This window comes from Meridianimarinicoccus roseus (assembly GCF_003172915.1).
GTDB lineage: Bacteria > Pseudomonadota > Alphaproteobacteria > Rhodobacterales > Rhodobacteraceae > Meridianimarinicoccus > Meridianimarinicoccus roseus.
Map to the genome: position 1 here is coordinate 85,922 of NZ_QGKU01000048.1, position 22,484 is coordinate 108,405.

A 22,484-nucleotide genomic window follows, 5' to 3' on the forward strand; every position below is an offset into this window, starting at 1 on the left:
GCTTCACCCCGGCGGACGCGACAGCGCGTCGGCGAGCGTGTCGAACACCACCCGCACCCGGCGGCTGGTTTGCAATTCTCTGTGCGTTGTCAGCCAGATCGGAAAGACCATCGGGGGCAGGGCGGGCAGCACCCGCCGCAGTTTGGGTTCGCTGTCGCCGGGAAATTCCGGGAAGATTCCGATCCCGGCGCCCGCCTTGCACAACTCCCAATGCACAAGATGATTGGCGGTGAGCAGCCCGAAATTTCGCGCCTCGAGCGGGATGCCCTGTTGCGCCAGCCCGTCGCGCATGGCGGCGGTGCCGTCGAAGCCGATGAAGTCCGCTCGGGCAAGATCCTCGGGGCCATTCAGCGGGCCGATCCGGTCGAGATAGGCAGGGGCGGCGTAAAGCCGGGCAGCATCGTCGCGCAGCTTCCGAGCGATCAGGTCTCCCTGTTCCGGCCGGTAGCTGCGCAGCGCGATGTCGGCCTCGCGGCGCTGGATGTCCACGGTCTGGTTGCTGGCCACGATTTCAATGGTTAGGCCGGGAAAGCGGCGGCGCAGATCGGTGACGACGGGCGGCAGCAGGTGGGCGGAATAGATCTCGCTCGCGGTCAGGGTGATGCTGCCTTCGACGCTTTGCGCCCGGCCGCTCGCGGCCAGCGACACCCGCCCCGCTGCTGCGCCCATCTCGCGGACATGGTCCAGCAGGCCAAGCCCCGCCGGGGTAAGCACGAGCCCCTTGCCGACCCTGTCGAACAGCAACAGCCCCAGTTCTTCTTCGAGCGCGGCCACCTGCCGACCCAGCGTCGGCTGCGTCATCCCCAGTGCGCGCGCGGCCGCCGAAAGCGATCCTTCCTCCGCCGTCACGAGGAACGCGCGGGCGCGGTTCCAGTCGAATTTCACGGCGCGCCAATCCATGCAGAAACGCATATCATAAGAAGAATATCAGTCAATTTCGTTTGCAATAGGCACGGTGTAGAACAGTCTCAGCACACCGGACACAGGAGACTGCAAGATGAAAGCCGCACTCTATCGCCGCTATGGCCCCGCAAGCGTTGTCACCGTGGGCGAAATGCCGACGCCGGAGGCGGGCCCGAACGACGTTCTGATCGCCGTGGAGGCCAGCGCGGTCACCACCGCTGACTGGCGTTTCCGCGCTTCGGCATTTCCCGGCGGGATGTGGCTTCTGGGCCGCCTGATGGCCGGGCTGCGCGGTCCGCGCCAGCCGGTGCTGGGCCGCGACTTCGCCGGCCGGATCGTCGCCGTGGGCGAGGAGGTCACGCAATGGCGGGTCGGGCAGCGGGTGTTCGGCGTCTCGCCGGGCATGGGCGCCCATGCCGAAATGCTGGCGCTTCCGGAAAGTGCGCCGATGGTGGAACTGCCGGACGGCGCCGACCCGGCCGAGGCCGCGGCGCTCCCATTCGGCGCGATGTCGGCGCTGAGCTTTCTGCGCGACATCGCGGCACTTCAGCCGGGAGAGCGGGTTCTGATCACCGGCGCTTCGGGCGGTGTCGGGGCCTACGCGGTGCAGATCGCACGTCACCTTGGCGCGGAGGTCACGGCGGCCGCCGGGCCGGGGCGGGCGGCGTTGCTGCATGGGCTGGGGGCTGCCCGTGTCGCCGACTACACCGCCGGGCCAGTGGCGCGGCGCGGCGACGGATACGACGTGATCCTCGACACGGTCGGAAGCCTCGGCTTCGCGCAGGCGCGCGGTGCGCTGGCACCGCGCGGACGCTTCGTGCCACTGGAATTCAGCCTGGGCGATGTCGGTCGCGCGCTGGCCGCCCGACTGCGCGGCGGGCAGCGGATGCTGCTGGGCATCGCACCGGACCGCCGCGAGGATCTTATTGCGGTGGCGGACCTTTGGCAGGCCGGCGCGCTGCGCCCGGTGATCGACGCGCGGATGCCGCTGGCACAAATCGCCGACGCACACGCGCGGGTGGAAGGCCGCCACAAGACCGGCAGCCTGGTGATAGAGATCGCCGGGACTGCGCCGACCGCCGCACCGGCGGCGGCGTGAGGCGGCGCCCCGCGAAAGGTGGCCCGTCAGGCGGGTAGGACGGCGTCCATGGCGGTGGACAGCTTGTCCACCAACTCGCCCACCTGGTCGTTGGACAGGATGAAGGGCGGGGCCAGCAGCACATGCGCGCCCTGCCGCCCGTCGATCGTGCCGCCCATCGGGTAACAGATCAGCCCCGCCTCGAAAGCGCGGGCCTTTAGGTGCTTGGCGACCTGCCGATCGGGCGCGAAGGGGGTTTTCGTTTCGCGATCCTCCACGATCTCCAGCCCCAGGAACATGCCGCGTCCCCGGATGTCACCGACATGGGGGTGCTGGGCGAAGCGGTCCTCCAGCGCGGCGCGCAGGGTCCGGCCGACCCGAGCCGCGCGCGCGGCCATCCCGCCGTCGGTCAGCTTGGTCAGCACGGCCAGCGCGGCGGCGGTGGCGACCGGGTGACCGATATAAGTGTGGCCATGCTGAAAGAAGCCCGACCCGCCCGATATGGCGTCGTAGATCGTGCCGGTGCACAGCATCGCGCCCACCGGCTGGTATCCCGCGCCAAGCCCCTTGGCGATGGCGGTGATGTCGGGCGCGATCCCGTCCTGTTCGCAGGCGAAGAGAGTGCCGGTGCGGCCCATCCCGCACATCACCTCGTCGAGGATCAGAAGCACGCCGTGGCGGTCGCAGATCTCGCGGATGCGGCGGAAATAGCCGGTCACGGGCGGCACCGCACCCGACGTGGCGCCGACCACCGGCTCGGCCACGAAGGCCATCACCTGATCCGCGCCGAGGCGCTGGATCTCGGCCTCGAGTTCATCCGCGACGCGGAGACCGTAGGCTTCTTCGGACTCTCCGTCCTGCTGGCCGCGATAGGCATAGCAGGGCGCGATATGTGATGTTTCGATCATCATCGGGGCGAAGGGTTCGCGCCGCCACAAGTTGCCGCCGGTGGCCAGCGCGCCAAGCGTATTGCCGTGGTAGCTTTGCCGCCGTGCGATCACGCGGTGGCGCTGCGGCTGGCCGGTCTCGATCATGTATTGCCGGGCGAGTTTCAGCGCGGCTTCCATCGCCTCGGACCCGCCCGAGACGAAATAGACCCGGTCCAGCCCGGCGGGGGCGTGCGCGATCAGCAGGTCGGCCAGACGTTCGGCCGGTTCGGATGTCATGAAGCCGGTATGCGCGAAGGCGACCTTGTCGAGTTGCGCGCGGATCGCGTCCGTTACGTCGGCGTCCGAATGGCCAAGGCACGAGACGGCCGCGCCGCCCGATCCATCGAGATACCGCTTTCCGGCGGTGTCGATCAGGTAGGCACCGTCGCCGCGCGCGACGGTCGGCTGGGTGGCGTGGCAATGGCGGGGGAAGACATGCGACATGGGGCGACTCGCGATCAGAGGGGTGCAGAGTGCTTGCGCACCACTGGCGCGGCGGTTCAAGCCGCCGCATTTCCGTGCGCCCGGTTTGTTACCTCCGGGAAACACCTTGCCGCCGGGCGGTTGCATTGACAACGCGGGCGCGGCGGGGTTGCATGGGTTTACCACGACCGCGGGGCAGGTGCGATCAACGGGCCGCCCCGGGCACATCACAGCATCAACACAGGGAGATCCAGATGCTCGCCAAACTCAAGATCACCGCCGTCGCACTGGCGGCGGGGGCCATGATGGCGCCCGCGGCAAGCGCGCAGGAATTCTTCACCATCGGCACCGGCGGCGTGACCGGCGTCTACTATCCGACCGGCGGCGCGATCTGCCGCCTCGTGAACAAGGGCCGCAAGGAACACGGGCTGCGCTGCTCGGTCGAATCCACCGGCGGGTCGGTCTATAACCTGAACACGATCCGTGCGGGCGAACTGGAATTCGGCGTGGCGCAGTCTGACTGGCAGTACCATGCCTACAACGGCACGTCGTCGTTCAGCGATGCGGGCCCGTTCGAAGGGCTGCGCGCCGTGTTCTCGGTCCATCCCGAACCGTTCACCGTGGTGGCCCGCGCCGACAGCGGCATCACCAATTTCGAGGACCTGAAGGGCAAGCGCGTCAACATCGGGAACCCCGGGTCCGGGCAGCGCGGCACGATGGAAGTGCTGATGGATGCGATGGGCTGGACGATGGACGACTTCGCGCTGGCGACCGAACTTAAGGCAGCCGAGCAGTCCGCGGCGCTGTGCGACAACCAGATCGACGCGATGGTCTATACCGTCGGACACCCGTCCGGGTCGATCCAGGAAGCCACCACCGCCTGCGACAGCGTGCTGGTGAACGTGGCCGGCCCAACGGTGGAAAAGCTGGTGGCGGACAACGCGTTCTACCGCACCGCGACGATCCCCGGCGGCATGTATCGCGGCAACGCGGACGACGTGCAGACCTTCGGCGTGGGCGCGACCTTCGTGACCTCCACGGACGTGTCGGACGAGGTGGTCTATACGCTGGTCAAGTCGGTGTTCGAAAACTTCGACGACTTCACCAAGCTGCACCCGGCCTTCGCCAATCTCAAGCGCGAGGAGATGGTCAAGGACGGCCTGTCGGCGCCACTGCATGACGGTGCGGCGCAGTACTACACCGAAGTCGGCCTGATGAACTGATGTGCCGCCTGCCGGGGGCCGTCGTGGCCCCCGGTCCTTCCGGACAGACGACAAAAGGGGACAGGGATGTCGGACGCAGCGAACAAGGGTCTGTCTGAAGCCGAACTTCAGGAAATGGTCAACGCGAGCGACGCGGGCGCGCGCAATCCGACCGGCGGCGTGGCGGTGTTCGTCGCGCTGGTGGCACTGATCTGGTCCGTGTTCCAGGTCGTCCTCGCCTCGCCCGTGGCTTATAACGTGCTGCCGGGCGACTTGATCAACAATTCGCGGCAGATCCACCTTGCCTTCGCGATCTTCCTGGCGTTCCTGGCCTACCCCGCGCTGAAATCCAGCCCGCGCAACCGCATCCCGATCCAGGACTGGGTGATGGCTGTCGCGGGCGCGTTCCTGTCGCTCTACGGCTACTTCTTCTACGCCAAGATCGTCCAGAGCGGCGGTCTGGCTGACAACACCGACAAGTGGTTCGCTCTCGTCGGCCTGATCTTGCTGTTCGAGGCCGCGCGCCGCGCGCTTGGCCCGGCGATGGCGATCATCGCCACCATTTTTCTCGCCTATGTCTTTTTCGGCTCAGCCCCCTGGGTGCCCGAGGTCATCCAGTGGAGCGGCGCAAGCCTGCAAAAGGCCATGAGCCACATGTGGATCACCTCGGAAGGGGTGTTCGGCATCGCGCTTGGCGTGTCCACCCGGTTCGTTTTCCTCTTCGTGCTGTTCGGCGCGCTTTTGGACAAGGCGGGCGCGGGCAACTATTTCATCAAGATGGCGTTCGGCGCGCTGGGGCACCTGAAGGGCGGCCCAGCCAAGGCCGCGGTCGTCGGGTCCGCCGCGACTGGCCTGATCTCGGGTTCGTCCATCGCCAACGTGGTGACCACCGGCACCTTCACGATCCCGCTGATGAAGCGGGTGGGCTTCACCAGCGAACAGGCCGGTTCGGTCGAGGTCGCAAGTTCCGTGAACGGGCAGATCATGCCGCCCGTGATGGGCGCCGCCGCGTTCCTTATGGTCGAATACGTGGGCATCTCCTATGTGGAGGTGATCACCCACGCCTTCCTGCCTGCCGCCGTCAGCTACATCGCACTGGTCTATATCGTCCATCTGGAGGCGGTGAAGCGCAACATGCCGACGCTCGGCAATCGCGTGGTCAGCATGGGCAGAACGATCGGTGGCATGGCGGCCTTCTTCGCCGGCTTCGCGCTGTTGTGTTATGGCGTGCAATACCCGGTCGGCTGGGTCGTAGCAGCGGTGCCCGAAGGCGCGGGCTGGGTGCTGGCCGCGCTGGTCTTCGTGGCCTACATCGCGCTGCTTTGGCTGGCCGCCACCGTGCCCGACCTCGAGCCGGACGATCCCAATGCCGAGGAGGTGGAACTGCCTGTCGTGGGCGAGATCTACAAGGCGGGTCTGTATTTCCTGCTGCCGATCGTCGTGCTGGTCTACTTCCTGATGATCGAACAGAAATCTCCCGGTCTCTCCGCGTTCTGGGCGACCTTCCTGCTGTTCGGCATCCTTCTTTCACAGCGACCGCTGAAGGCGATTTTTCGGGGTGAAAGCCAGATCGTGACCGCCGCGCTGGAGGGCGTGAAGGACCTGATCGCTGGAATGATCACTGGCGCGCGCAACATGATCGGCATCGGCCTTGCGACCGCGACGGCGGGCGTGATCGTCGGCACCGTGACGCTGACCGGTATCGGACAGGTGATGGCCGACCTCGTGGAATTCGTGTCCGGTGGCAACCTTGTCGCGATGCTGTTCTTCGTCGGCATCCTGTCGCTGATCCTTGGCATGGGGCTGCCGACCACCGCGAACTACATCGTCGTCTCGTCCCTTATGGCAGGGGTTGTGGTGGAGCTTGGGGCGCAGTCCGGTTTGATTGTGCCGCTGATCGCGGTGCACCTCTTTGTGTTCTATTTCGGGATCATGGCCGACGTGACACCGCCAGTGGGCCTTGCCAGTTTCGCCGCTGCCGCCGTATCGGGGGGCGATGCGATCCGGACCGGGTTCGTCGCGTTCTTCTACAGCCTGCGCACCATCGCGCTGCCCTTCATGTTCATCTTCAATACCGACCTGCTGCTGATCGATGTGGGACTGGTGCAAGGCGTAGTGGTGTTCATCGTTGCAACCATTGCGATCCTTGTCTTCACGGCGGGATCCATGGGTTATTTCCTGACCAAGTCGAACATCGTGGAAAGCGCCATCCTGATCCTCGTGGCCTTCGCGCTGTTCCGGCCGGACTTCTTCATGAACCGGATCACGCCGCCCTTCGAACAGGTGCCGCCCGCTCAGATTGAAGAGGCGATCGGAAGCGCCGATGCCGGCAGCACCATGCGGGTGATCGTTGCCGGGCCGGATTTCCTGACCGGCGATCCGAAGGAGTTGACGCTTGCCCTGCCGGTGGACGGCGAGGGCGCCAGTGGCGCCGACCGTCTGGAGGGGCTTGGCCTTGCGTTCATGGAAGACGGCGGGCAGATGGTAATGGAGGAGCCGTTCTTCGGCACCCCCTTCGCCGAGGACATGAGCGGCTTTGACTTCTACGGCGATACGCCCGTCACATTGTCCGAGGTCAAGATGCCCGCGTCGCAACTGCCCAAGGAACTGATCTGGATACCGGCACTGCTTCTGCTGGGCGGGGTCGTCATGTTGCAGCGCGCCCGCGCCGGGCGCCAAGAGGAGGCAATCGCATGAGTGGCGTGGTTCTGTGCGCGCTGGACGTCAGCCAGCCCGAACACGAGGCTCCCGTCCTGCGCCGGGCGGCGCAGATGGCGCAACTGGACGAGGCGCGCCTGGACGTGATGACGGTGCTGCCCGATTACGGCACCTCCATGGTCGGAAGCTATTTCCAGAAGGATTTTCACGCGAAAGCCGAAGCGCAGACCCGGCAGGCGCTTTCGGACCTCGTGGAGAAGGTGTTGGGCGCCGAGGCGAACGCGAGGGTCCGCCACGTCGTCAGCACCGGGACAGTCTATGAACAGGTGCTGCAGGTGGCCAAGGTGGACAAGGCGACACTGATCGTCATCGGCTCTCATCGGCCGGCGCTGCGCGACTATCTGCTGGGCCCCAATGCCAGCCGTGTCGTGCGGCATTCCGACTGCTCGGTCTTCGTGGTACGCGACACCTGACCGGGCAATCCCGCCCGCTGGGCAAGAGGATCTTGGATGAGCTTGCGTGACGCGTTCCATGTCACGGCGCTGACCGTTCTGGTCGGCTGGGTGCTGGTGATTGGCAAGACGGTGATCCTGCCTGTCGTGGTGGCGGTCATGTTGACCTATGTGCTGGTCGGCGCATCGCTGGGGCTACGCCGGGTGCCGGGCCTGTCCTGGGTGCCGGACTGGTTGGCCTATGTGCTGGCGCTGACAATCTTCGGGCTGGCGGTGGCCGGCATGAGCCTTGTTGCGGTCACCAATCTGCGCAACATCGCCCAGACCGAGCTTGCCTTCGAGGATCGATTGCTGGAATGGATGGCACGGCTGGCCGATCTGCTGGGGATGCAGGGCGTTCAGACCACCGATGCGGTGCGCGATTTCTTGATCTCCACGCTGGATGTTCCAGGATTGTCGCTGGGCGTTTTGTCCTCGGCGGCGGGCGTCGGCGGATACACCGTGCTGATCGCCACCTATATCGTCTTCATGGTGGCCGAGCGCGCCCCGATGAGCCGCAAGATTGACCTTGTTCTGCCCGACATGTCGGAGCGCGGAGCGGCGATCGGCATTTTCCGGCGGATCAATGAACAGATCGTCACCTACCTGTCCACAAAGACCCTGATCAACGTGATCGTTGGGGCGCTGTCCTGGGTGGTGATGTGGCTGCTCGGGATCGAGAACGCGATGTTCTGGGCCTTCCTGATCGCCCTGTTCAACTACATTCCCTATGTCGGCTCGCTGCTCGGGGTGGGGGTGGTGCTGGTGTATACGCTGCTGGCGACGGCCAATATCCAGCTCACGCTGCTGGCGCTGGTCGCGCTGACAGCGGCGCAGGTCTATGTCGGCAACTGGCTTGAGCCTCGTGTGATGAGCCGCTCGCTCAACCTGTCGCCACTGACGGTGCTGCTGGCGCTTGTGCTGTGGTCGTCGCTCTGGGGACTGCCCGGTGCGATCATCGCGGTGCCTATGACATCGATCCTGCTGATCGCGCTGGCGCAGTTCCGCGCGACGCGAGTGGTTGCTGTGCTAGCCTCGCGCAACGGCGACCTTTACTGATTCCTTCTGGACAGCCGAGCCCCCGCGACGGGTTTCCTGCCCTGAAAAACCGCCGGTATGACGTGGCGCGCCGCGTCAGAAATCGGCGCGCACGCCGGGCAGGTTCAGGGCGTTAACAAGGTCGCGCACCTCCTGCCGGGCGGCGATGTTCGACAGGCTGAGGCTGCCGCCGCCCACGTCGCGCAGATCCAGCAGTGTCAGCCCGCGCGGAAACAGTTCCCGGAAGATCACCCGTTCTGCGAAGCCGGGTGCGACGCGGAAGCCTATGCGCTTGGACAGGTCGTTCAGCGCGTCGCCCACACGCTTCTTGTTGTGCATCTGCTGGCGGCCCATCCGGTTGCGGATCACCAGCCAGTCGATCGGTTTCAGACCCGCCCGCGCCCGCAACTGGCGGGCATTCCAGACCATTTCGGCATAGACCGAAGGACCGGTGATCTTGCCGCTGTCCGGGTCGTGCCGGGCCAGCAGGTCGAAATCGATGAAGCTGTCGTTCAGCGGTGTGACCAGCGTATCGGCCATCGAATGGGCCAGCTGGCTCAGGCGGGTGTGCGATCCCGGGCAGTCGATCAGCAGGAAATCCACTGCAGGATCCAGTTCATTGACCGCCGCGTCCAGCCGAAGGTCGTAGATATTCTGGCCTTCGGGCACGTCCGCCGGGTCGATCTCGGGCAGGGGCAGGTACCAGGGCATTGGCAGGTGGAGGGCTTCGCGGCGGCAGAACGCCTCTCGGTTTTCCACATAGCGTCCGAAGGATCGTTGGCGCAGATCTAGATCGAGCCCGCCCACGCGGTACCCCATGCGAACCAGCGCAGTGGCCAGGTGCATGGTCGTGGTGGACTTGCCGGAGCCGCCCTTCTCGTTCCCGATTACAATGATATAGGCCACGCGAGTTCCTGTGTCCTGTTCCTGTCGCCCGCTGGTCGGCAGGCTGCCGCGACCACCATATTTTGCGTTGTGCGGCTTGGAAAGCACGATCATGGGGGTGCGCCGGGCAGATGCCGTCCGGGCGCCCGGAGCGAGCCTTGGCGCCTTGCGCCCAGCCCCTGCGCACAAACACCGCAGTAACGATGCTTGACAGGGGGCCGACGGCGGGCGGAACAATTTCCTGTTCGGATTTGTTATCGGCTCTGCGTGGCCGCGCGGGGTCGGGGAAGGTATTGACATGGTGCTTTTGACCTCCGCCCGCCTCGGAATGTGCATGGCAGCGATGATTGCCGCCGTTGCTGCTCCCCCGGCCGTTACGGCCGCGACGCTGCCCGCCGCCGTGCTGTCGGCTGGTGCGCTCGGGGTGACAGGCCCTCCGATCTCTGCCACCAAACCCTTGGTTCCGCTGGTGCGTCTCGCGCCCTCCGACTACGCGGACGGCGCAGGGACACTGGCAGGTCCGGGCCGACCAAACGCGCGTTCGCTGTCGAACCTGCTCAGCCAGCCGGGGTACCGGGCACGCGATGCGACCCCGCTGAGCAACATGGCGGTCGCGATGTTCCAGTTCATCGCCAGTCACGAGATCGCGCACACACCGACCGATGGGGCCGAGCCGAGCCCCATTGCGATCGAAGACCCGGCCGATCCCCTTCTTGAGAGCGGGCAGACCGACATCGCGATGGACCGGGCGCGCTTCGTCGGAGGCACAAGCTCGGACGATCCGCGTCAGCAACTCGATCAGGTTACGAACGCTTTCGACGGCTCGACCGTCTACGGCAGTTCGCTTGACCGGCAGGCCGAGTTGCGCAGTCTGACAGGTGGCCGCATGAAGATCGGCGCGGGCGGGGATGTGCCGATCATCAACGGAATGCCCGCCGCCGGTGACATGCGCGCCGACGAGAACCCGTCTCTGCGTGCCCTGCACGCACTGTTCCTGCGGGAACACAATCGGCTCGCGGACGAGATAGCCGCGGCCTGCCCAAGCTGCACCGATCAGGAGATCTTCGACCGTGCGCGCGTCATGGTCGCCAATCTGCAGCACAAGATCTTCTACGACGAACTGCTGCCGCTGTTCCTTGGGCCGGGTCCTCTCGACGGCCATCTGCCCGACCCGACTGTGTTGCAGGGCGTCGCTCAGGCGATCAACGAGTTTTCCACCGCATCGGGCCGCATCGGGCATACGCAGGTCCCCGAGGTGATCGTGACGGGCGCGCCGGGCGGGCCGCTTACCGAAACGACACTGGATGCTTGCTTCTTCACAGCAAGTTGTCTCGACCCGGCCACTCAGGCCGAGCGGCTTTTCGGCTTGACGCAGCAGGCTGGCGAACCCGTGGACACCGTCGTCACAGACAGCTTGCGCAACAACCAGATCCCCGCTGCCGGGACGCTCTTTCCGATCGACCTGTTCGCGACCAACATCGAACGGGGCCGGGATCACGGGCTTGCCGACTACGAGAGCGTCCGGACCGCGCTCGGCTTTGCATCGGTGGAACTGGACCTGCTGCTGCCGCAATACATCCTCGAAGCTTATGCTGGCCAGCCGGACGGGATTGACCTGATCGTGGGATTGTTCGGCGAGTTCCGCTCGCCGGGCAGCTATCTCGGCGAGACGGGCCGCGCGCTTTGGGCGCTGCAATTCCGCAACATCGCCGGGCTCACCCTCGGGTTCCAGGACGCGGCGGCACAGGCCGCGCTGGACGACTGGCTCTCGGGCATGACCATGTCCGCGCTGCTCAACCGCGACACGGGCTACGCGCCCTCCGCATGGGGACAGACGCCGTTCCTGGCACCGCTTCCACCCTCCAATGTGCCGTTGCCGCCGTCCGTCGCCTTCCTTGCCCTGGGCCTTGCAGCATTGCTCAGGGCAGTGCGGCCCGCCTGAAGCGGCCCGTAAAAAGCAAAACGCCGCCCCGGAAGGGACGGCGCAGAGTTGTCTTGAAATGCGATGCCGCAGGTTTCAGAAACCGAGGCCTTCGTATTTCTTCTTGAACTTCGACACGCGGCCGCCGGTGTCCATCAGGCGGGTCGAACCACCGGTCCAGGCGGGGTGCGACAGCGGGTCGATGTCCAGCGCCAGGCTGTCGCCTTCCTTGCCGTAGGTCGACCGCATCTGGACGACCGTTCCGTCGGTCATCTTCACGTCGATGACGTGATATTCGGGGTGCAGGTTCTTTTTCATCTCGCCGATCCTTACGCGTTGGCGTCGGCCGATCCGGCCAGCGGCTTGTAGTTGGTCTTTTCGGCGATACGGGCGGACTTCCCACGACGGTCGCGCAGGTAGTACAGCTTCGCGCGACGCACTTGGCCACGGCGCACCACGGTGATGCTGTCGATGTTTGTCGAATGCAGCGGGAACACGCGCTCCACGCCTTCGCCGAACGAGATCTTGCGCACCGTGAACGAGGCTGCGATGCCGCTGCCGTGGCGGCGGCTGATGCACACACCTTCGTAGTTCTGCACGCGCGTGCGGGTGCCTTCGGTCACCTTGTAACCAACGCGGATAGTATCACCCGCCTTGAAGTCGGGAATTTCCTTCCCAAGCTCAGCGATCTGCTCAGCTTCCAATTGTGCGATCAAATCCATCGCGGTCATCCTTTTCTGGCGCGGTTGGTCCGCGACTTGGGGTGCGCCCTCAGAGCTCTTGGTCCCCGTCCGGGTCCCTACCGTGCGCGGCACGGTAAGCCCGCCAGAGGTCAGGGCGGCGTTCCTTCGTCAGCCTTTCGGCCTCGGCCTGGCGCCAGGAGGCGATATTCGCGTGGTGCCCGGACAGGAGAATGTCAGGGACCGTGCGGCCTTCCCAATCGACAGGTTTCGTATACTGCGGGTGTTCAAGCAGGCCTGAAGAGAAAGACTCCTCCTCCACCGACGCATGATTCCCGAGCACGCGGGGTATAAGACGGACCGTGGCGTCAATCAAGGCTTGTGCCGCGATCTCGCCGCCGGTCATCACGAAATCACCCAGCGACACTTCCTCGATACCGAAGGCGTCTATCACGCGCTGATCGATCCCTTCGAACCGCCCGCAGATCAGCGTTACGCCGCGCGCCTGCGACCAGGCCTGCGCGGTGGCCTGTGTGAAGGGTCGGCCGCGTGGCGACAACGCCACAACCGGCCAGAGCGCGCGGTCGTCCGGCGTGCCGCGGCCAGCCTGCGCCAGCGCGCGGGCCAGCACATCCGGGCGCAGAACCATGCCCGCGCCGCCGCCTACTGGCGTGTCGTCCACATTGCGATGGCGCCCTTCGCCGAAAGCCCGCAAGTCGATCGTGTCGAGTTGCCAGAGCCCCTGCTGCAACGCCTTGCCGGTCAGCGATGCCCCCAGAACGCCGGGAAACACCTCCGGGAACAGCGTGATGACGCGCGCCTTCCACGCGCCCACAAGGTCGGCGGGTTCGTCCATCAGGTCACCCGGCACAAGCGAGGCACGGATCGACTTGCGCCCGTGGGACCGGGTCGGCGCGCTCATGCGGGCAAGTCCGCGCCGCCGCTGTCCGGAAACAGACCCTCGGGCGGATCGGCGATCAGCCGTCCCGCGCCGAGGTCCACGGTCGGCACGGCGGCCATCGTGAAGGGCAGCAGCACCGTTTCCGCGCTGCCGGGCAGGCGTATTTCCAGCAAGTCCGTGGCGCCGTGATTGTGCACCGCGGCGACAGTACCAAGCGGGCCGCCGCCGGTATCGAGCACGTCGAGGCCGATCAGGTCGGCATGATAGTATTCGTCGTCCGGAAGGCCGGGCAAGCGGTCGCGCGGTGCATAGAGGCGCGTGCCGCGTAGCGCGTCGGCGGCCTCCTTGTCGTGCACACCACCCAGTTGCGCGGTCAGCCCGTTCTTGAGTTGGCCGGTGACGCGCAACGTGAAGCTGTGCGCGCCGTCCTCGGTGGTGAGCGGGGCGTATTCTTCGATTGCGGCGGGTTCGGCGCAGAAGCTTTTCAGCCGGACCTCACCGCGCACGCCATACGCCCCCGCGATGGCCCCCACACAGATCATCGCCTCGGGCGGGGGCATCAGTCAGGCGCCACGCAGAAGCCGCGCGGGTCGGCCGACCCGCCGGCGTTCAGGCAGTCTTCCACCGCCGTGACACGCTGGTATTCGGCTCCGGCCCAAAGCCCGCCGGCGAACACCGCGATGTAGATCACAAGCCGGATCATGGCAGGCTCCACCGCTGGATCAGGCCCCGCCCCGGCAGGGGGCAGGGCGCAAAAAAGGCTTATTCTGCAGAGGCTTCTTCAGCGGCCTCGGCGGCTTTGGCGGCCTTCTCGGCGGCGCGGTCCTGCGCCTTCTTGCCCGGCACACCCTTCTTCAGGTTGGCGCGGTCCTTCTTGGGCAGGGTGCCGGCGGCTTCGAGCATACGGGCAACGCGGTCGGTGGGGGTCGCGCCCTGGTCGAGCCAGTACTGGACGCGCTCCATGTCCATCTTCACGCGGTCCTCGCTGTCCTTGGGCAGCAGCGGGTTGTAGATGCCCAGACGCTCCTGGTAGCGGCCGTCGCGGGGCATCCGGCTGTCGGCGGCGACGATGCGGTAGAAGGGGCGTTTCTTGGACCCACCGCGGGCGAGACGAAGTTTCATAGCCATTGGGTTTCTCCTTTGAATGGCGTTCTGGGCGCGCGTCAGGCGGCCTCAGGATTGGTGACGTTCGTGGTGCTTGATGACTTCCTGAATGATGAAGTTCAGGAATTTCTTGGCAAATTCCGGATCGAGGTCGGCCTCGCGGGCGAGGTCCTCCAGCCGGGAAATCTGTGCCGCCTCGCGGGCGGGATCGGAAGGCGGCAGCGCGTGGCGTGCCTTGAGCACGCCCACCGCCTGCGTGTGCTTGAACCGTTCACCCAACGTGTAGACGAGTATCGCGTCCAGCCGGTCGATGCTGGCGCGGTGCCCCTTGAGCAGCTCCGCCGCTCGCACCACGGGATCATTTGCGGGCGTGTCAGCGGACATGGCAGCCTCCCGAAACGGGCGGCAAACCCGCGTATGACTCGCATATGAAGCGCATATGACTCCCATATGATTTCATGCCGCGGTCTCCTGCGGGCCGGGGTGCCGCCAGACGCCCATCGCGCCGTAACGCGGATGCGTGAAGTCGTGGTCGCGCACCGCGCCCAGCCGTTCGGCAACGGCCACCGATGCGATGTTGTCGGGGTCGATCAGGCTGATGACGGTGGTCCAGCCAAGCGTGTCATAGGCATGGCGACGCGCGGCCATCGCCGCCTCGCGCGCGTGGCCGACTCGGTGGTGGCCGGGAAAGGTCAGCCAGCCGATCTCGGGTTCCGGCCATTCGGACGGGTAGTGCAGGCCGTACAGCCCGACCGGCGCACCGCTGGCCTTGTCCACGGCGATCCAGCGCCCGAAGCCGCGCATCGTCCAGTGGCCGATTACCTCGCACAGGTAGCGCCAGCTTTCCCACGGAGCCATCGCGCCGCCCACGAAGCGGGTCAGCCCGGCATCGGCGCTGAACGCCGCGAAGGCGGCCGCGTCGTCGGCGCAGGGTCCGCGCAGGACCAGCCGGTCGGTTTCGAGAACGGGCGGGGTCATTTCTTCTTTCCGAAGCCGGACAGGCCCGGCGGCAGGGCCGCGCCGCCGCCCGGTCCGCCAAAGCCGCCGGGCAGGGAGCCGCCGGGCATCTTGCCCATCTGGGCCTGCGCCGCCTTGATCTCTGCCTCGGTCGGGCCGCCCGCGCCGCCGCCGAAGAGGCCGCCGAGATTGCGCAGCATCCCCTTCTTTCCCATCTTGCCCATCTTCTTCATCATGTCGGCCATCTGGCGGTGCTGCTTCAGAAGACGGTTTAGTTCCTGCACCTCGAGCCCCGCGCCCTTGGCCACGCGCTTCTTGCGGGATGCCTGAAGAAGCTGCGGGTTGGCGCGTTCCTTCTTGGTCATGGAATCGATCAGCGCGATCTGGTGGCGCAGGATCTTGTCATCCAGCCCGGCCGCGTCGATCTGCTTCTTCATCTTCTGCATGCCGGGCATCATGCCCATCATGCCTTCCATGCCGCCCATCTTGACCATCTGTTCCAGCTGGCCCTTCAGGTCGTTCATGTTGAACTGACCCTTCTGGAAACGCTTCATCATCCGCTCGGCCTGTTCGGCCTCGAGCGTTTCCTGCGCCTTTTCCACCAGCGCGACGATGTCGCCCATCCCAAGGATGCGGCCCGCGATGCGACTGGGTTCGAAGGTTTCGAGCGCGTCCATCTTTTCGCCGAGGCCGACGAACTTGATCGGTTGGCCGGTCACGGCGCGCATCGACAGCGCCGCGCCGCCGCGCCCGTCGCCGTCCATCCGGGTCAGCACGACGCCGGAGATGCCGATGCGGTCGTCGAAGTTCTGCGCGGTGGTCACGGCGTCCTGCCCGGTCAGGCCATCCACCACCAGCAGCGTCTCGCGCGGGGTGACGATGTCGCGGACCTGTTCGACCTGCGCCATCAGTTCCTCGTCGATGGACAATCGGCCCGCAGTGTCGAGCATGTAGACGTCGTAGCCGCCGAAGGTGGCCTGCTGCTTGGCGCGCTTGGCGATCTGCACAGCGGTTTCGCCCTTGACGATCGGCAGCGTGTCCACGCCGATCTGCGTGCCGAGAATGGCGAGCTGTTCCATCGCGGCGGGCCGGTTGGTGTCGAGCGAGGCCATCAGCACGCGTTTGCCGTTGCGGTCCTTGAGGCGCTTGGCCAGCTTGCCAGTCGTCGTCGTCTTGCCCGAGCCCTGCAGGCCGACCATCAGGATCGGTGCCGGGGCGTTGTCGATTTTCAGCGCGCCGGGGTCTTCATTGTCGCCCGCCAGCACATGCACCAGTTCGTCATGCACGATCTTGACGACCTGCTGGCCGGGCGTGACTGACTTTGTCACGGCCTGCCCGGTCGCCTTGTCCTGCACCGCCTTGACGAAATCGCGGGCCACCGGAAGCGACACGTCCGCTTCCAGCAGGGCGACACGCACCTCGCGCAGCGCGGTCTTGACGTCATCCTCGCTGAGAGCGCCCTGACGGGTCAGGCGGTCGAACACACCTCCGAGGCGTTCTGACAGGTTCTCGAACATGGGCATGGCCCCCTTGGCTTGCGCGCGGTCCCGGTGGCGACAGCTTCGGCCCGGTGGCGGCGTAACGCGAAGCGCGCCCACGGGCGCAACGCGCTGGTGGACGGCGATCCCGGCACTGCCAAGGGACCGGAGGCACGAAGCTTCCGGGGTTTGCGCGGCGTGTGCGCGGTTTGGGCGGCTTTGTCAAGCCATCAGGCCCATTCGGCCCGCGCTGCAACTGCCTGGGCCGGATCGGGCTGCGCCAGGCGGGTGCGGGGCGCGGGCCGCTGTCGGCGAGTCGCCGAGCGCAGCCGAAAATCGGGAGAATAAATCATGCTTAACAAGCAAGTATGGGTTTCCGGGCGTTCGCGCGATTAACCATAACCTTTGGGATAGAACGCCTCACTCTATTGGACAGTCGGTCACTTCTTTTCAGTTCATGCTTAACCCTCTGGGAGGCTGCAACCAAAGGTAGCGCCGCCGTATATTCAATTCATCGGGAGGTCAGGCGGCACACGCTACCGGGCCGCAGAGGAAAAATACTGTAACCGCAGTCATTTGACTGGCCGAGAGCAGGCACGGGCCGAAAGTGGAAACTTTCGGAACAGAGAAGTCGTGTCTGTCGCGGAGGAACGAGGACGTTTACGATGTACTTGAGAAAAAGTGATGGACCCCGCGTTGTGACCCTGCCGGACGGTACGGTCCTGAGCCGCGATGATCTTCCCGGGGCGGAAACCCGCCGTTGGGTGGCCAGTCGCAAGGCAGTCGTTGCAAAGGCCGTGTTATATGGTTTGATCAAGCGCACAGACGCGCTGCAGCGGTATGATCTATCCGACGAAGAGTTGTCGGATTGGATCAGGGCGGTGGAACGTCATGGTCTGTCCGGACTTAAGGTGACGCGGATAGACGTTCTGAGGGGCAGTCGTTAACGGAAGTTTGACGTGCGGACTCTTTAGATAGCAGCCTAAAAGGCTGCAATCTCGGGACGTCATTCACATATAAGAACAGATGGCGCTTGGAGACTGAGATGAACATTTACCTTTTGACCCGGAGCGCGGATCTGTCTCGCAGCATCGGAGTGATGGTGGGCGATCCTGCGCTGGGTTACCAGTTTCACAGTTTGACGAGTGTCGCCGACCTGTCCGCGGCGCCGGACGAAACCGGCGTGGTGCTGCTGGATGCCGACATGCCGGGGTCTGAATGCATGGCCTTACTGGAGCGGATGGAGGGCGATATGCCCGACTGCGCTGTTGTGGTCGTGGTCGCCCCCGCGATGGCGGACCGGACGCTGCCCGGCTTCGAAGGCGCGCGCCACCTGGTCGCCCCGTTTCACAAGCAGGATCTGCTGACGACGATCGCGGCCGAGGGACTGAGCGGGCGCAATGGTCAGAAGACGCTGCGTATCGGGCGGCTGTCTCTGAACCTTGCGCTGAACAAGGCGTATGTGGACGAAGAACTGGTGCCGCTGACCGGCAAGGAATACGAGGTTCTGCACCTTCTGGCGGCGCGGCGCAACGTGACGCTGTCCAAGGAGATGTTCCTCGACAAGCTGTATGGCGGGCTGGACGAACCTGAGGTGAAGATCATCGACGTGTTCATCTGCAAGATCCGCGGCAAGCTGAAGAAGCTGACGGGTGGCGACGGGCTGATCGACACTGTCTGGGGGCGGGGATATGTACTGCGCGACCCCGAAGCACGACAGATCCAGCACCGTGCGGCTGGCTGACTAATCGCATCGTCACGGCCATGAAAAAGGGCGCCCTCGCGGGGCGCCCTTCTTGTATCTTTCGTCTAACGACCGATTACATCACCGAAAGTGCGTTCCGGTCGACTCCGACTTCGTCGAGGATATTCTGGACTTCGTCCTCGTCGCTGGTGTCGATGGCGCTTTTGAGTGCCACAAGCTGCGTCAGCGTGAAGGCTTCAGGATCGACGCCCATCGATGCAGCGAGCTGTGCTTTGCCCTCGGGTGCATCAATCTGCACTTCGGGAACTTCGACATCGGCGATGGTCATACCGTTGGCGTCGAGGTTCGCGATGAGGTCGTTGTAGGTCAGCTCCGAACCGGCATCACTCAGGATCTGGTTCGCACCCTGACGGTTGTCATCGCGAAGCGCCTTGTCGAGCGCCACAAGCTCGGTCAGGGAGTACTTGCTCGCATCGACGCCGATCTGAGCGGCGTACTGCGCATCCGGTGCTGTGGCCTGGGCCGCTGCCAGCGTCGGCAGGGCGGTGGCAAGAGCAAATGCGGTGGCAGTCATCATGCGTGTCATGTGTCTTCCTTTCTATAAGTCGTTTCGGGCGTGGCCCGTGACGGGCGAACCGTTTGGGCCGCGCCGTTGCTTATCCACCTATGAACGCGCAGCGCATTGAAAAGGGGCTGGAATCTTGGCCGCCCGGCTGCTGTCGCCGCGTCAGCGGTCACATCCGCTTGAGGCGCGGCGTGATCTGGCGGGCCAAAGCTGGGGCAGGGCGAAGGCCTCTGCGGCCTGCACAGCAGGGGCCGCGCGGACCCGTGACGGCGGGGCGCAAACGATCACGGCGGGCGCGTCGCCCTGTGCCTCAGACCGAAGGGCGTGTTCATCGCCGCACAGCGAAAAGCCGAAAAACGGGTGTTGTCACGGTGTCGCCCCGCCCATGACGGGCCCGATGGCGCTGAAACCGGACACGAAATGGCCCGCCGCCCGAGTGGGACGACGGGCCAAAGCCTGTTGCGCGATGCGCAGTGTGCAGATCAGAGCACCGAAAGCGGCGAGCGGTCGATCCCGAGGCGCGAGAAGATCGCGCGGACCTTGCTGTAGTCGCCTTCGTCAACTGCGGCCTTCAGGCCGACCAGTTCGTTCAGCGTGAAGTTTTCGGGGTTCACGCCAATGGCGCCTGCGATTTGTGCCTTGGCGGTGGCCTCGGCCGCAGCGTTGTTGCCAGCCGCGCGAGGTGCCGTGACCGAGGCGGGGTCCGTCACGATCCCGGCCTTCAGCTTGTCGTAAGTGAGGTCCGATCCGGCGCGGGTCAGGATCTGGTTGGTGCCGACGCGGTTGTCGTCACGCAACGCCTTGTCGAGAGATACAAGCTCGTTCAGGCTGTAGCGGTCCGCGTTGACGCCCAGATTTGCGGCAAGTTGGGCCGTGCCGGGCGCGCTTTGTGCGCTTGCGAACGTCGGCAGGGCGGCGGCGAAGACGAGCGCGGCTGCGGTCAGGGTGCGGTTCATATCAAAGGTCCTTTCAAGTGTGCGCCGGAGCAGGTCCGGCTTTCTGGTTGACGGTGCAGGCCTGTCTGGCCCGTCGCCGTTGGAAGACATTTGGGTCGCCGGAAGGGTTTGAAAAGCATGTGGAAAATCAGACCTCATCACGGACCCTAGCGTCACCTGTCACGCTTGGGTGAGCGTCCGCGTGAACGGGGCACGCCGTGCCGGGGCCCGGCGTGCAGCCCGCGCGCCCGTCTTTACTGGGGACGGCGCAGCGCCGCCGCCGGAGCAGCCACGATCACGATCCGGCTTGAGATGCGACCGCTTCTGTGCCTTTGTGGCGCTTTGATGTTCAAATCTGCACAGGATGCCATGTCGATCGAAGCCTGGGATGAAATCAGAACCGCCTTCCATGTCGCGCGCCAGGGCACCGTGTCTGGCGCGGCGGCCGAACTGGGCGTGCACCACGCGACGGTGATCCGCCATATCGACGCGTTGGAAGGGCGGCTTGGCACCAAGCTCTTCCAGCGTCATGCGCGCGGTTACACCCCCACCGAGGCGGGGCGCGACCTGTTGCAGGTGGCCCAGGCGACGGACGACCAGTTCACGCAACTCGTGGGCCGGCTGAAAGGGCGCGGCGACAGCGTTACGGGCGAACTGGTGGTCACGTCGCTGGGCCTGCTGTCACCATTGCTTGTGCCGGTCATTGCGTCCTTCCAACTGGCGCATCCGGGCGTTGTCACGCGCTACCTGACCGGAGAGCGCCTGTTCCGGCTGGAATACGGCGAGGCGCATATCGCCGTGCGGGCGGGCCCGGCGCCTGAACAACCCGACAACGTCGTGCAGAAGCTGTTCACCAGCCGCACCGCGCTGTTCGCGTCGCGCGACTATATCGAGCGTCACGGAATGCCGCAGGGTGACGCCGACCTGGCCGGACATTTCTTCGTCGGCGCCGACGCCGAGGACAACCGCGCGCCCTATTACCAGTGGCTGCGCGAACGGGTGTCGCGGGACCGCGTGGTGTTCCGTGCGACCGATGCGCGGGTGGTCAAGCACGCGGCGCTGCGGGGGGTTGGGTTGGCCTTCCTGCCGCTTTGGGAAGCTGCGCAGCATCCCGAACTGGTGCAGGTGGGCGAAAGCCGCACGGAATGGGAAGCGCCGTTGTGGCTGGTCACGCATGTGGATCTGCACCGCACGGCGAAGGTGCAGGCGCTTCTGAAGCATCTCAAGACCGCCGCGCAGGACTGGGGCTGACCTTGGGCCAAGCGCGCCCATGCGGCGCGGTCAGGTGTCGGTGTCGCCGGGGCGGTCTGGCGGCGCGGCCAGCTCGGTTTCGAGAAAGCGTTCGAAAGCGTCCAGATTGACCGCCTCGAACTGGCCGAAGCTCTGCATCCAGACCGAGGCGGCGCGCAGCGCGTCTGGATCGAGTTTGCACCACTTCACCCGGCCGCGCTTTTCCTGTGTGATCAGCCCGGCGCGGGTCAGGATCGCGAGATGCTTGGAGATCGCTGCGAGCGACATCGAAAACGGGTCCGCCACGTCGGTCACGGCCATGTCGTCTTCCAGCAGCATCGACAGGATCGCGCGCCGGGTCGGGTCCGCCAGCGCAGCGAACACCTGGTCCAGCGGGTCGGGGCCGGTTCGGGGCAGCGGGGGGGACGCCGGGTCGGTCATGGGCTGCGGTTAAGACCTTGCGGACGCGCGGTCAACAATATGGCGGGAATGTGCACGATTGCATGCGGCCCCCCTTGCCGCGATGCGCGGGCGTCCCATAACCAGATCATGAGCATCATCACACCCCTCCCGCCCGAACTGCCCTTCTTCAAGAGGGTGATCCTGAGTATTCCCGTGCTGGGCTGGATGGCCCGCGACGTGCTGTATGGCGACCGCGACAATCGCATCGCCTTTGCGGTCATCGTGGTCTTCCTTTGGCTGCTGTCGGTCTCGCACTGGGGGCTGGCCGCGCTCGCGGTGCCCTTCGTGCTGGCGGTGCCGGCCGCAGTCTGGGCCTGGTTCGCGATCACGGTCGCGCGTTATGAAGCGAAGGCCGAAAAGGCCCGGCGCGGCTGACCGTCAACCGGATGGTTGAATTTGCCTGCGGGTGTCGCGCCCCTGCGACACCTGCGACCTCTTTTCAGAAACAATGAAATATCAATAGGTTGGCTCGGCGCCCTGCCGCGCCGCAGCGCGTTGACTCGGCGCGGTGCTGCGCCTAGTGTCCGCTCGAACCTCAGGAGGGTGGCATGGCAGCGGGACCGGATGACGAGCGGATGAAGCAGCTCGAAGCCCGGATCGGAGCCGCGCGAAAAGGGCGCGAGCCCGACAAGCCCCACCAGGAGGAACATTATTCGAAGGCCCAGATGGGTTGGAGAATGGTGACAGAGCTTGTGGCCGGTCTGGGGATCGGTTTCGGCATCGGATACGGGATGGACGCGCTGTTCGGCACGATCCCGCTGTTTCTGGTGCTGTTCACGCTGCTTGGCTTCGCAGCGGGAGTGCGCGTCATGATGCGTACGGCGCGCGAGGTGCAGGCGGGGCGGCCCGCGGCCGCGCAGGAAGATACGCCCGACGCGGGCAAGTGACAGGCCCCCGCCCGGCGGGGATGTGAGAAAGGGAAGCGACAGGTGGCAACGG

Annotated in this window: 26 protein-coding genes; 11 read left to right on the forward strand and 15 right to left on the reverse strand. The window is 65.5% G+C overall.

All coding sequences use genetic code 11. The features are described from left to right. Positions 1-3: 3 nt before the first annotated feature. Complete coding sequence (locus tag DKT77_RS15570; RefSeq protein ID WP_338016083.1) at positions 4-885, reverse strand: LysR family transcriptional regulator; 882 nt, start codon at positions 883-885, stop codon at positions 4-6. A gap of 112 nt (positions 886-997) precedes the next feature. On the opposite strand from DKT77_RS15570, the gene DKT77_RS15575 reads away from it, so the two are divergent. Next, a complete protein-coding gene (locus tag DKT77_RS15575) occupies positions 998-2,002 on the forward strand; it encodes an NAD(P)-dependent alcohol dehydrogenase (RefSeq protein ID WP_109812598.1) in 1,005 nt (334 codons plus the stop codon). Positions 2,003-2,028: 26 nt separating this feature from the next. Here the strand turns inward: DKT77_RS15575 and DKT77_RS15580 are convergent, their stop codons facing one another. Continuing rightward, on the reverse strand, positions 2,029-3,354 hold the full coding sequence (locus tag DKT77_RS15580) for an aspartate aminotransferase family protein (protein WP_109812599.1): 1,326 nt from the start codon (positions 3,352-3,354) through the stop codon (positions 2,029-2,031). A gap of 233 nt (positions 3,355-3,587) precedes the next feature. Here DKT77_RS15580 and DKT77_RS15585 point away from each other — a divergent pair, with 233 nt between their 5' ends. The 4 genes from DKT77_RS15585 (at position 3,588) to DKT77_RS15600 (ending at position 8,743) form a co-directional block, all read left to right on the forward strand. Further along, positions 3,588-4,556 carry a TAXI family TRAP transporter solute-binding subunit gene (locus tag DKT77_RS15585; RefSeq protein ID WP_109812600.1) on the forward strand — a complete coding sequence of 323 codons (969 nt, stop codon included), beginning with the start codon at positions 3,588-3,590 and terminating at the stop codon, positions 4,554-4,556. 66 nt (positions 4,557-4,622) lie between these two features. Further along, entirely contained in the window at positions 4,623-7,232 is a 2,610-nt protein-coding gene (locus DKT77_RS15590) for a TRAP transporter permease (RefSeq protein ID WP_109812601.1), read from the forward strand. Continuing rightward, positions 7,229-7,666, forward strand: a complete 438-nt coding sequence (locus DKT77_RS15595; RefSeq protein ID WP_109812602.1) for a universal stress protein — start codon at positions 7,229-7,231, stop codon at positions 7,664-7,666. The genes DKT77_RS15590 and DKT77_RS15595 overlap by 4 nt, the downstream gene beginning before the upstream one ends. Positions 7,667-7,702: 36 nt before the next feature. Beyond that, positions 7,703-8,743 carry an AI-2E family transporter gene (locus DKT77_RS15600; protein ID WP_109812603.1) on the forward strand — a complete coding sequence of 347 codons (1,041 nt, stop codon included), beginning with the start codon at positions 7,703-7,705 and terminating at the stop codon, positions 8,741-8,743. Positions 8,744-8,818: 75 nt separating this feature from the next. On the opposite strand, the gene DKT77_RS15605 is transcribed toward DKT77_RS15600, so the two are convergent. Next, entirely contained in the window at positions 8,819-9,628 is an 810-nt protein-coding gene (locus DKT77_RS15605) for a division plane positioning ATPase MipZ (protein ID WP_109812800.1), read from the reverse strand. 277 nt (positions 9,629-9,905) lie between these two features. Between DKT77_RS15605 and DKT77_RS15610 the strand changes: the two genes are divergently transcribed. Beyond that, on the forward strand, positions 9,906-11,549 hold the full coding sequence (locus DKT77_RS15610) for a peroxidase family protein (protein WP_109812604.1): 1,644 nt from the start codon (positions 9,906-9,908) through the stop codon (positions 11,547-11,549). Between the two features lie 75 nt (positions 11,550-11,624). Here DKT77_RS15610 and rpmE read toward each other — a convergent pair whose 3' ends face one another. The 9 genes from rpmE to ffh all read right to left on the reverse strand — a co-directional run bounded on the left by rpmE (position 11,625) and on the right by ffh (position 16,687). Further along, positions 11,625-11,846, reverse strand: a complete 222-nt coding sequence (gene rpmE, locus DKT77_RS15615; protein ID WP_109812605.1) for a 50S ribosomal protein L31 — start codon at positions 11,844-11,846, stop codon at positions 11,625-11,627. A gap of 11 nt (positions 11,847-11,857) precedes the next feature. Further along, positions 11,858-12,250, reverse strand: coding sequence for a 50S ribosomal protein L19 (gene rplS, locus DKT77_RS15620; protein ID WP_109812606.1), 393 nt, complete (start codon positions 12,248-12,250; stop codon positions 11,858-11,860). Between the two features lie 49 nt (positions 12,251-12,299). Beyond that, positions 12,300-13,130: a tRNA (guanosine(37)-N1)-methyltransferase TrmD gene (gene trmD, locus DKT77_RS15625; RefSeq protein WP_109812607.1), complete on the reverse strand. Its 831-nt coding sequence runs from the start codon at positions 13,128-13,130 to the stop codon at positions 12,300-12,302. Continuing rightward, positions 13,127-13,669: a ribosome maturation factor RimM gene (gene rimM / locus DKT77_RS15630; RefSeq protein ID WP_238547939.1), complete on the reverse strand. Its 543-nt coding sequence runs from the start codon at positions 13,667-13,669 to the stop codon at positions 13,127-13,129. The genes trmD and rimM overlap by 4 nt, the downstream gene beginning before the upstream one ends. After that, positions 13,669-13,812 carry a hypothetical protein gene (locus tag DKT77_RS21110; RefSeq protein WP_238547940.1) on the reverse strand — a complete coding sequence of 48 codons (144 nt, stop codon included), beginning with the start codon at positions 13,810-13,812 and terminating at the stop codon, positions 13,669-13,671. The genes rimM and DKT77_RS21110 overlap by 1 nt, the downstream gene beginning before the upstream one ends. 59 nt (positions 13,813-13,871) lie before the next feature. Then, positions 13,872-14,237 carry a 30S ribosomal protein S16 gene (gene rpsP / locus DKT77_RS15635; protein ID WP_109812608.1) on the reverse strand — a complete coding sequence of 122 codons (366 nt, stop codon included), beginning with the start codon at positions 14,235-14,237 and terminating at the stop codon, positions 13,872-13,874. Positions 14,238-14,282: 45 nt separating this feature from the next. Next, positions 14,283-14,597: a chorismate mutase gene (locus DKT77_RS15640; RefSeq protein WP_109812609.1), complete on the reverse strand. Its 315-nt coding sequence runs from the start codon at positions 14,595-14,597 to the stop codon at positions 14,283-14,285. A gap of 72 nt (positions 14,598-14,669) precedes the next feature. Then, a complete protein-coding gene (locus tag DKT77_RS15645) occupies positions 14,670-15,191 on the reverse strand; it encodes a GNAT family N-acetyltransferase (protein WP_109812610.1) in 522 nt (173 codons plus the stop codon). After that, the gene (gene ffh / locus DKT77_RS15650) at positions 15,188-16,687 is read right to left on the reverse strand and encodes a signal recognition particle protein (protein WP_109812611.1); all 1,500 of its coding nucleotides are present in this window, start codon (positions 16,685-16,687) and stop codon (positions 15,188-15,190) included. Before ffh ends, DKT77_RS15645 begins: the two co-directional genes overlap by 4 nt. A gap of 626 nt (positions 16,688-17,313) precedes the next feature. Here ffh and sciP point away from each other — a divergent pair. Next, positions 17,314-17,595 (forward strand): CtrA inhibitor SciP, encoded by a 282-nt coding sequence (gene sciP, locus DKT77_RS15655; RefSeq protein ID WP_109812612.1) that lies wholly within the window; start codon positions 17,314-17,316, stop codon positions 17,593-17,595. Between the two features lie 98 nt (positions 17,596-17,693). Beyond that, positions 17,694-18,392: a winged helix-turn-helix transcriptional regulator gene (locus DKT77_RS21385; RefSeq protein WP_109812613.1), complete on the forward strand. Its 699-nt coding sequence runs from the start codon at positions 17,694-17,696 to the stop codon at positions 18,390-18,392. A gap of 76 nt (positions 18,393-18,468) precedes the next feature. On the opposite strand, the gene DKT77_RS15665 is transcribed toward DKT77_RS21385, so the two are convergent. Together DKT77_RS15665 and DKT77_RS15670 are read right to left on the reverse strand one after the other, a co-directional pair. After that, on the reverse strand, positions 18,469-18,939 hold the full coding sequence (locus DKT77_RS15665) for a hypothetical protein (protein ID WP_109812614.1): 471 nt from the start codon (positions 18,937-18,939) through the stop codon (positions 18,469-18,471). Between the two features lie 461 nt (positions 18,940-19,400). After that, entirely contained in the window at positions 19,401-19,874 is a 474-nt protein-coding gene (locus tag DKT77_RS15670) for a hypothetical protein (protein WP_109812615.1), read from the reverse strand. Positions 19,875-20,228: 354 nt separating this feature from the next. Here DKT77_RS15670 and DKT77_RS15675 point away from each other — a divergent pair, with 354 nt between their 5' ends. Further along, positions 20,229-21,104: a LysR family transcriptional regulator gene (locus DKT77_RS15675; protein WP_109812802.1), complete on the forward strand. Its 876-nt coding sequence runs from the start codon at positions 20,229-20,231 to the stop codon at positions 21,102-21,104. A gap of 30 nt (positions 21,105-21,134) precedes the next feature. Here DKT77_RS15675 and DKT77_RS15680 read toward each other — a convergent pair whose 3' ends face one another. Beyond that, on the reverse strand, positions 21,135-21,524 hold the full coding sequence (locus DKT77_RS15680) for an ArsR/SmtB family transcription factor (RefSeq protein ID WP_109812616.1): 390 nt from the start codon (positions 21,522-21,524) through the stop codon (positions 21,135-21,137). 108 nt (positions 21,525-21,632) lie between these two features. On the opposite strand from DKT77_RS15680, the gene DKT77_RS15685 reads away from it, so the two are divergent. Together DKT77_RS15685 and DKT77_RS15690 are read left to right on the forward strand one after the other, a co-directional pair. Further along, positions 21,633-21,920, forward strand: a complete 288-nt coding sequence (locus DKT77_RS15685; RefSeq protein ID WP_109812617.1) for a hypothetical protein — start codon at positions 21,633-21,635, stop codon at positions 21,918-21,920. Between the two features lie 173 nt (positions 21,921-22,093). Continuing rightward, positions 22,094-22,432, forward strand: a complete 339-nt coding sequence (locus DKT77_RS15690; RefSeq protein WP_109812618.1) for an AtpZ/AtpI family protein — start codon at positions 22,094-22,096, stop codon at positions 22,430-22,432. Positions 22,433-22,484: the final 52 nt, after the last annotated feature.

Bases quoted from the DNA above. Each gene is read 5' to 3' on its own strand.
- DKT77_RS15575 (WP_109812598.1), top strand. From the start codon at position 998: ATGAAAGCCGCACTCTATCGCCGCTATGGCCCCGCAAGCGTTGTCACC.
- DKT77_RS15580 (WP_109812599.1), bottom strand. From the start codon at position 3,354: ATGTCGCATGTCTTCCCCCGCCATTGCCACGCCACCCAGCCGACCGTC.
- DKT77_RS15585 (WP_109812600.1), top strand. From the start codon at position 3,588: ATGCTCGCCAAACTCAAGATCACCGCCGTCGCACTGGCGGCGGGGGCC.
- DKT77_RS15590 (WP_109812601.1), top strand. From the start codon at position 4,623: ATGTCGGACGCAGCGAACAAGGGTCTGTCTGAAGCCGAACTTCAGGAA.
- DKT77_RS15595 (WP_109812602.1), top strand. From the start codon at position 7,229: ATGAGTGGCGTGGTTCTGTGCGCGCTGGACGTCAGCCAGCCCGAACAC.
- DKT77_RS15600 (WP_109812603.1), top strand. From the start codon at position 7,703: ATGAGCTTGCGTGACGCGTTCCATGTCACGGCGCTGACCGTTCTGGTC.
- DKT77_RS15610 (WP_109812604.1), top strand. From the start codon at position 9,906: ATGGTGCTTTTGACCTCCGCCCGCCTCGGAATGTGCATGGCAGCGATG.
- rpmE (WP_109812605.1), bottom strand. From the start codon at position 11,846: ATGAAAAAGAACCTGCACCCCGAATATCACGTCATCGACGTGAAGATG.
- rplS (WP_109812606.1), bottom strand. From the start codon at position 12,250: ATGGATTTGATCGCACAATTGGAAGCTGAGCAGATCGCTGAGCTTGGG.
- trmD (WP_109812607.1), bottom strand. From the start codon at position 13,130: ATGAGCGCGCCGACCCGGTCCCACGGGCGCAAGTCGATCCGTGCCTCG.
- rimM (WP_238547939.1), bottom strand. From the start codon at position 13,669: ATGCCCCCGCCCGAGGCGATGATCTGTGTGGGGGCCATCGCGGGGGCG.
- DKT77_RS21110 (WP_238547940.1), bottom strand. From the start codon at position 13,812: ATGATCCGGCTTGTGATCTACATCGCGGTGTTCGCCGGCGGGCTTTGG.
- rpsP (WP_109812608.1), bottom strand. From the start codon at position 14,237: ATGGCTATGAAACTTCGTCTCGCCCGCGGTGGGTCCAAGAAACGCCCC.
- DKT77_RS15640 (WP_109812609.1), bottom strand. From the start codon at position 14,597: ATGTCCGCTGACACGCCCGCAAATGATCCCGTGGTGCGAGCGGCGGAG.
- DKT77_RS15645 (WP_109812610.1), bottom strand. From the start codon at position 15,191: ATGACCCCGCCCGTTCTCGAAACCGACCGGCTGGTCCTGCGCGGACCC.
- ffh (WP_109812611.1), bottom strand. From the start codon at position 16,687: ATGTTCGAGAACCTGTCAGAACGCCTCGGAGGTGTGTTCGACCGCCTG.
- sciP (WP_109812612.1), top strand. From the start codon at position 17,314: ATGTACTTGAGAAAAAGTGATGGACCCCGCGTTGTGACCCTGCCGGAC.
- DKT77_RS21385 (WP_109812613.1), top strand. From the start codon at position 17,694: ATGAACATTTACCTTTTGACCCGGAGCGCGGATCTGTCTCGCAGCATC.
- DKT77_RS15665 (WP_109812614.1), bottom strand. From the start codon at position 18,939: ATGACACGCATGATGACTGCCACCGCATTTGCTCTTGCCACCGCCCTG.
- DKT77_RS15670 (WP_109812615.1), bottom strand. From the start codon at position 19,874: ATGAACCGCACCCTGACCGCAGCCGCGCTCGTCTTCGCCGCCGCCCTG.
- DKT77_RS15680 (WP_109812616.1), bottom strand. From the start codon at position 21,524: ATGACCGACCCGGCGTCCCCCCCGCTGCCCCGAACCGGCCCCGACCCG.
- DKT77_RS15685 (WP_109812617.1), top strand. From the start codon at position 21,633: ATGAGCATCATCACACCCCTCCCGCCCGAACTGCCCTTCTTCAAGAGG.
- DKT77_RS15690 (WP_109812618.1), top strand. From the start codon at position 22,094: ATGGCAGCGGGACCGGATGACGAGCGGATGAAGCAGCTCGAAGCCCGG.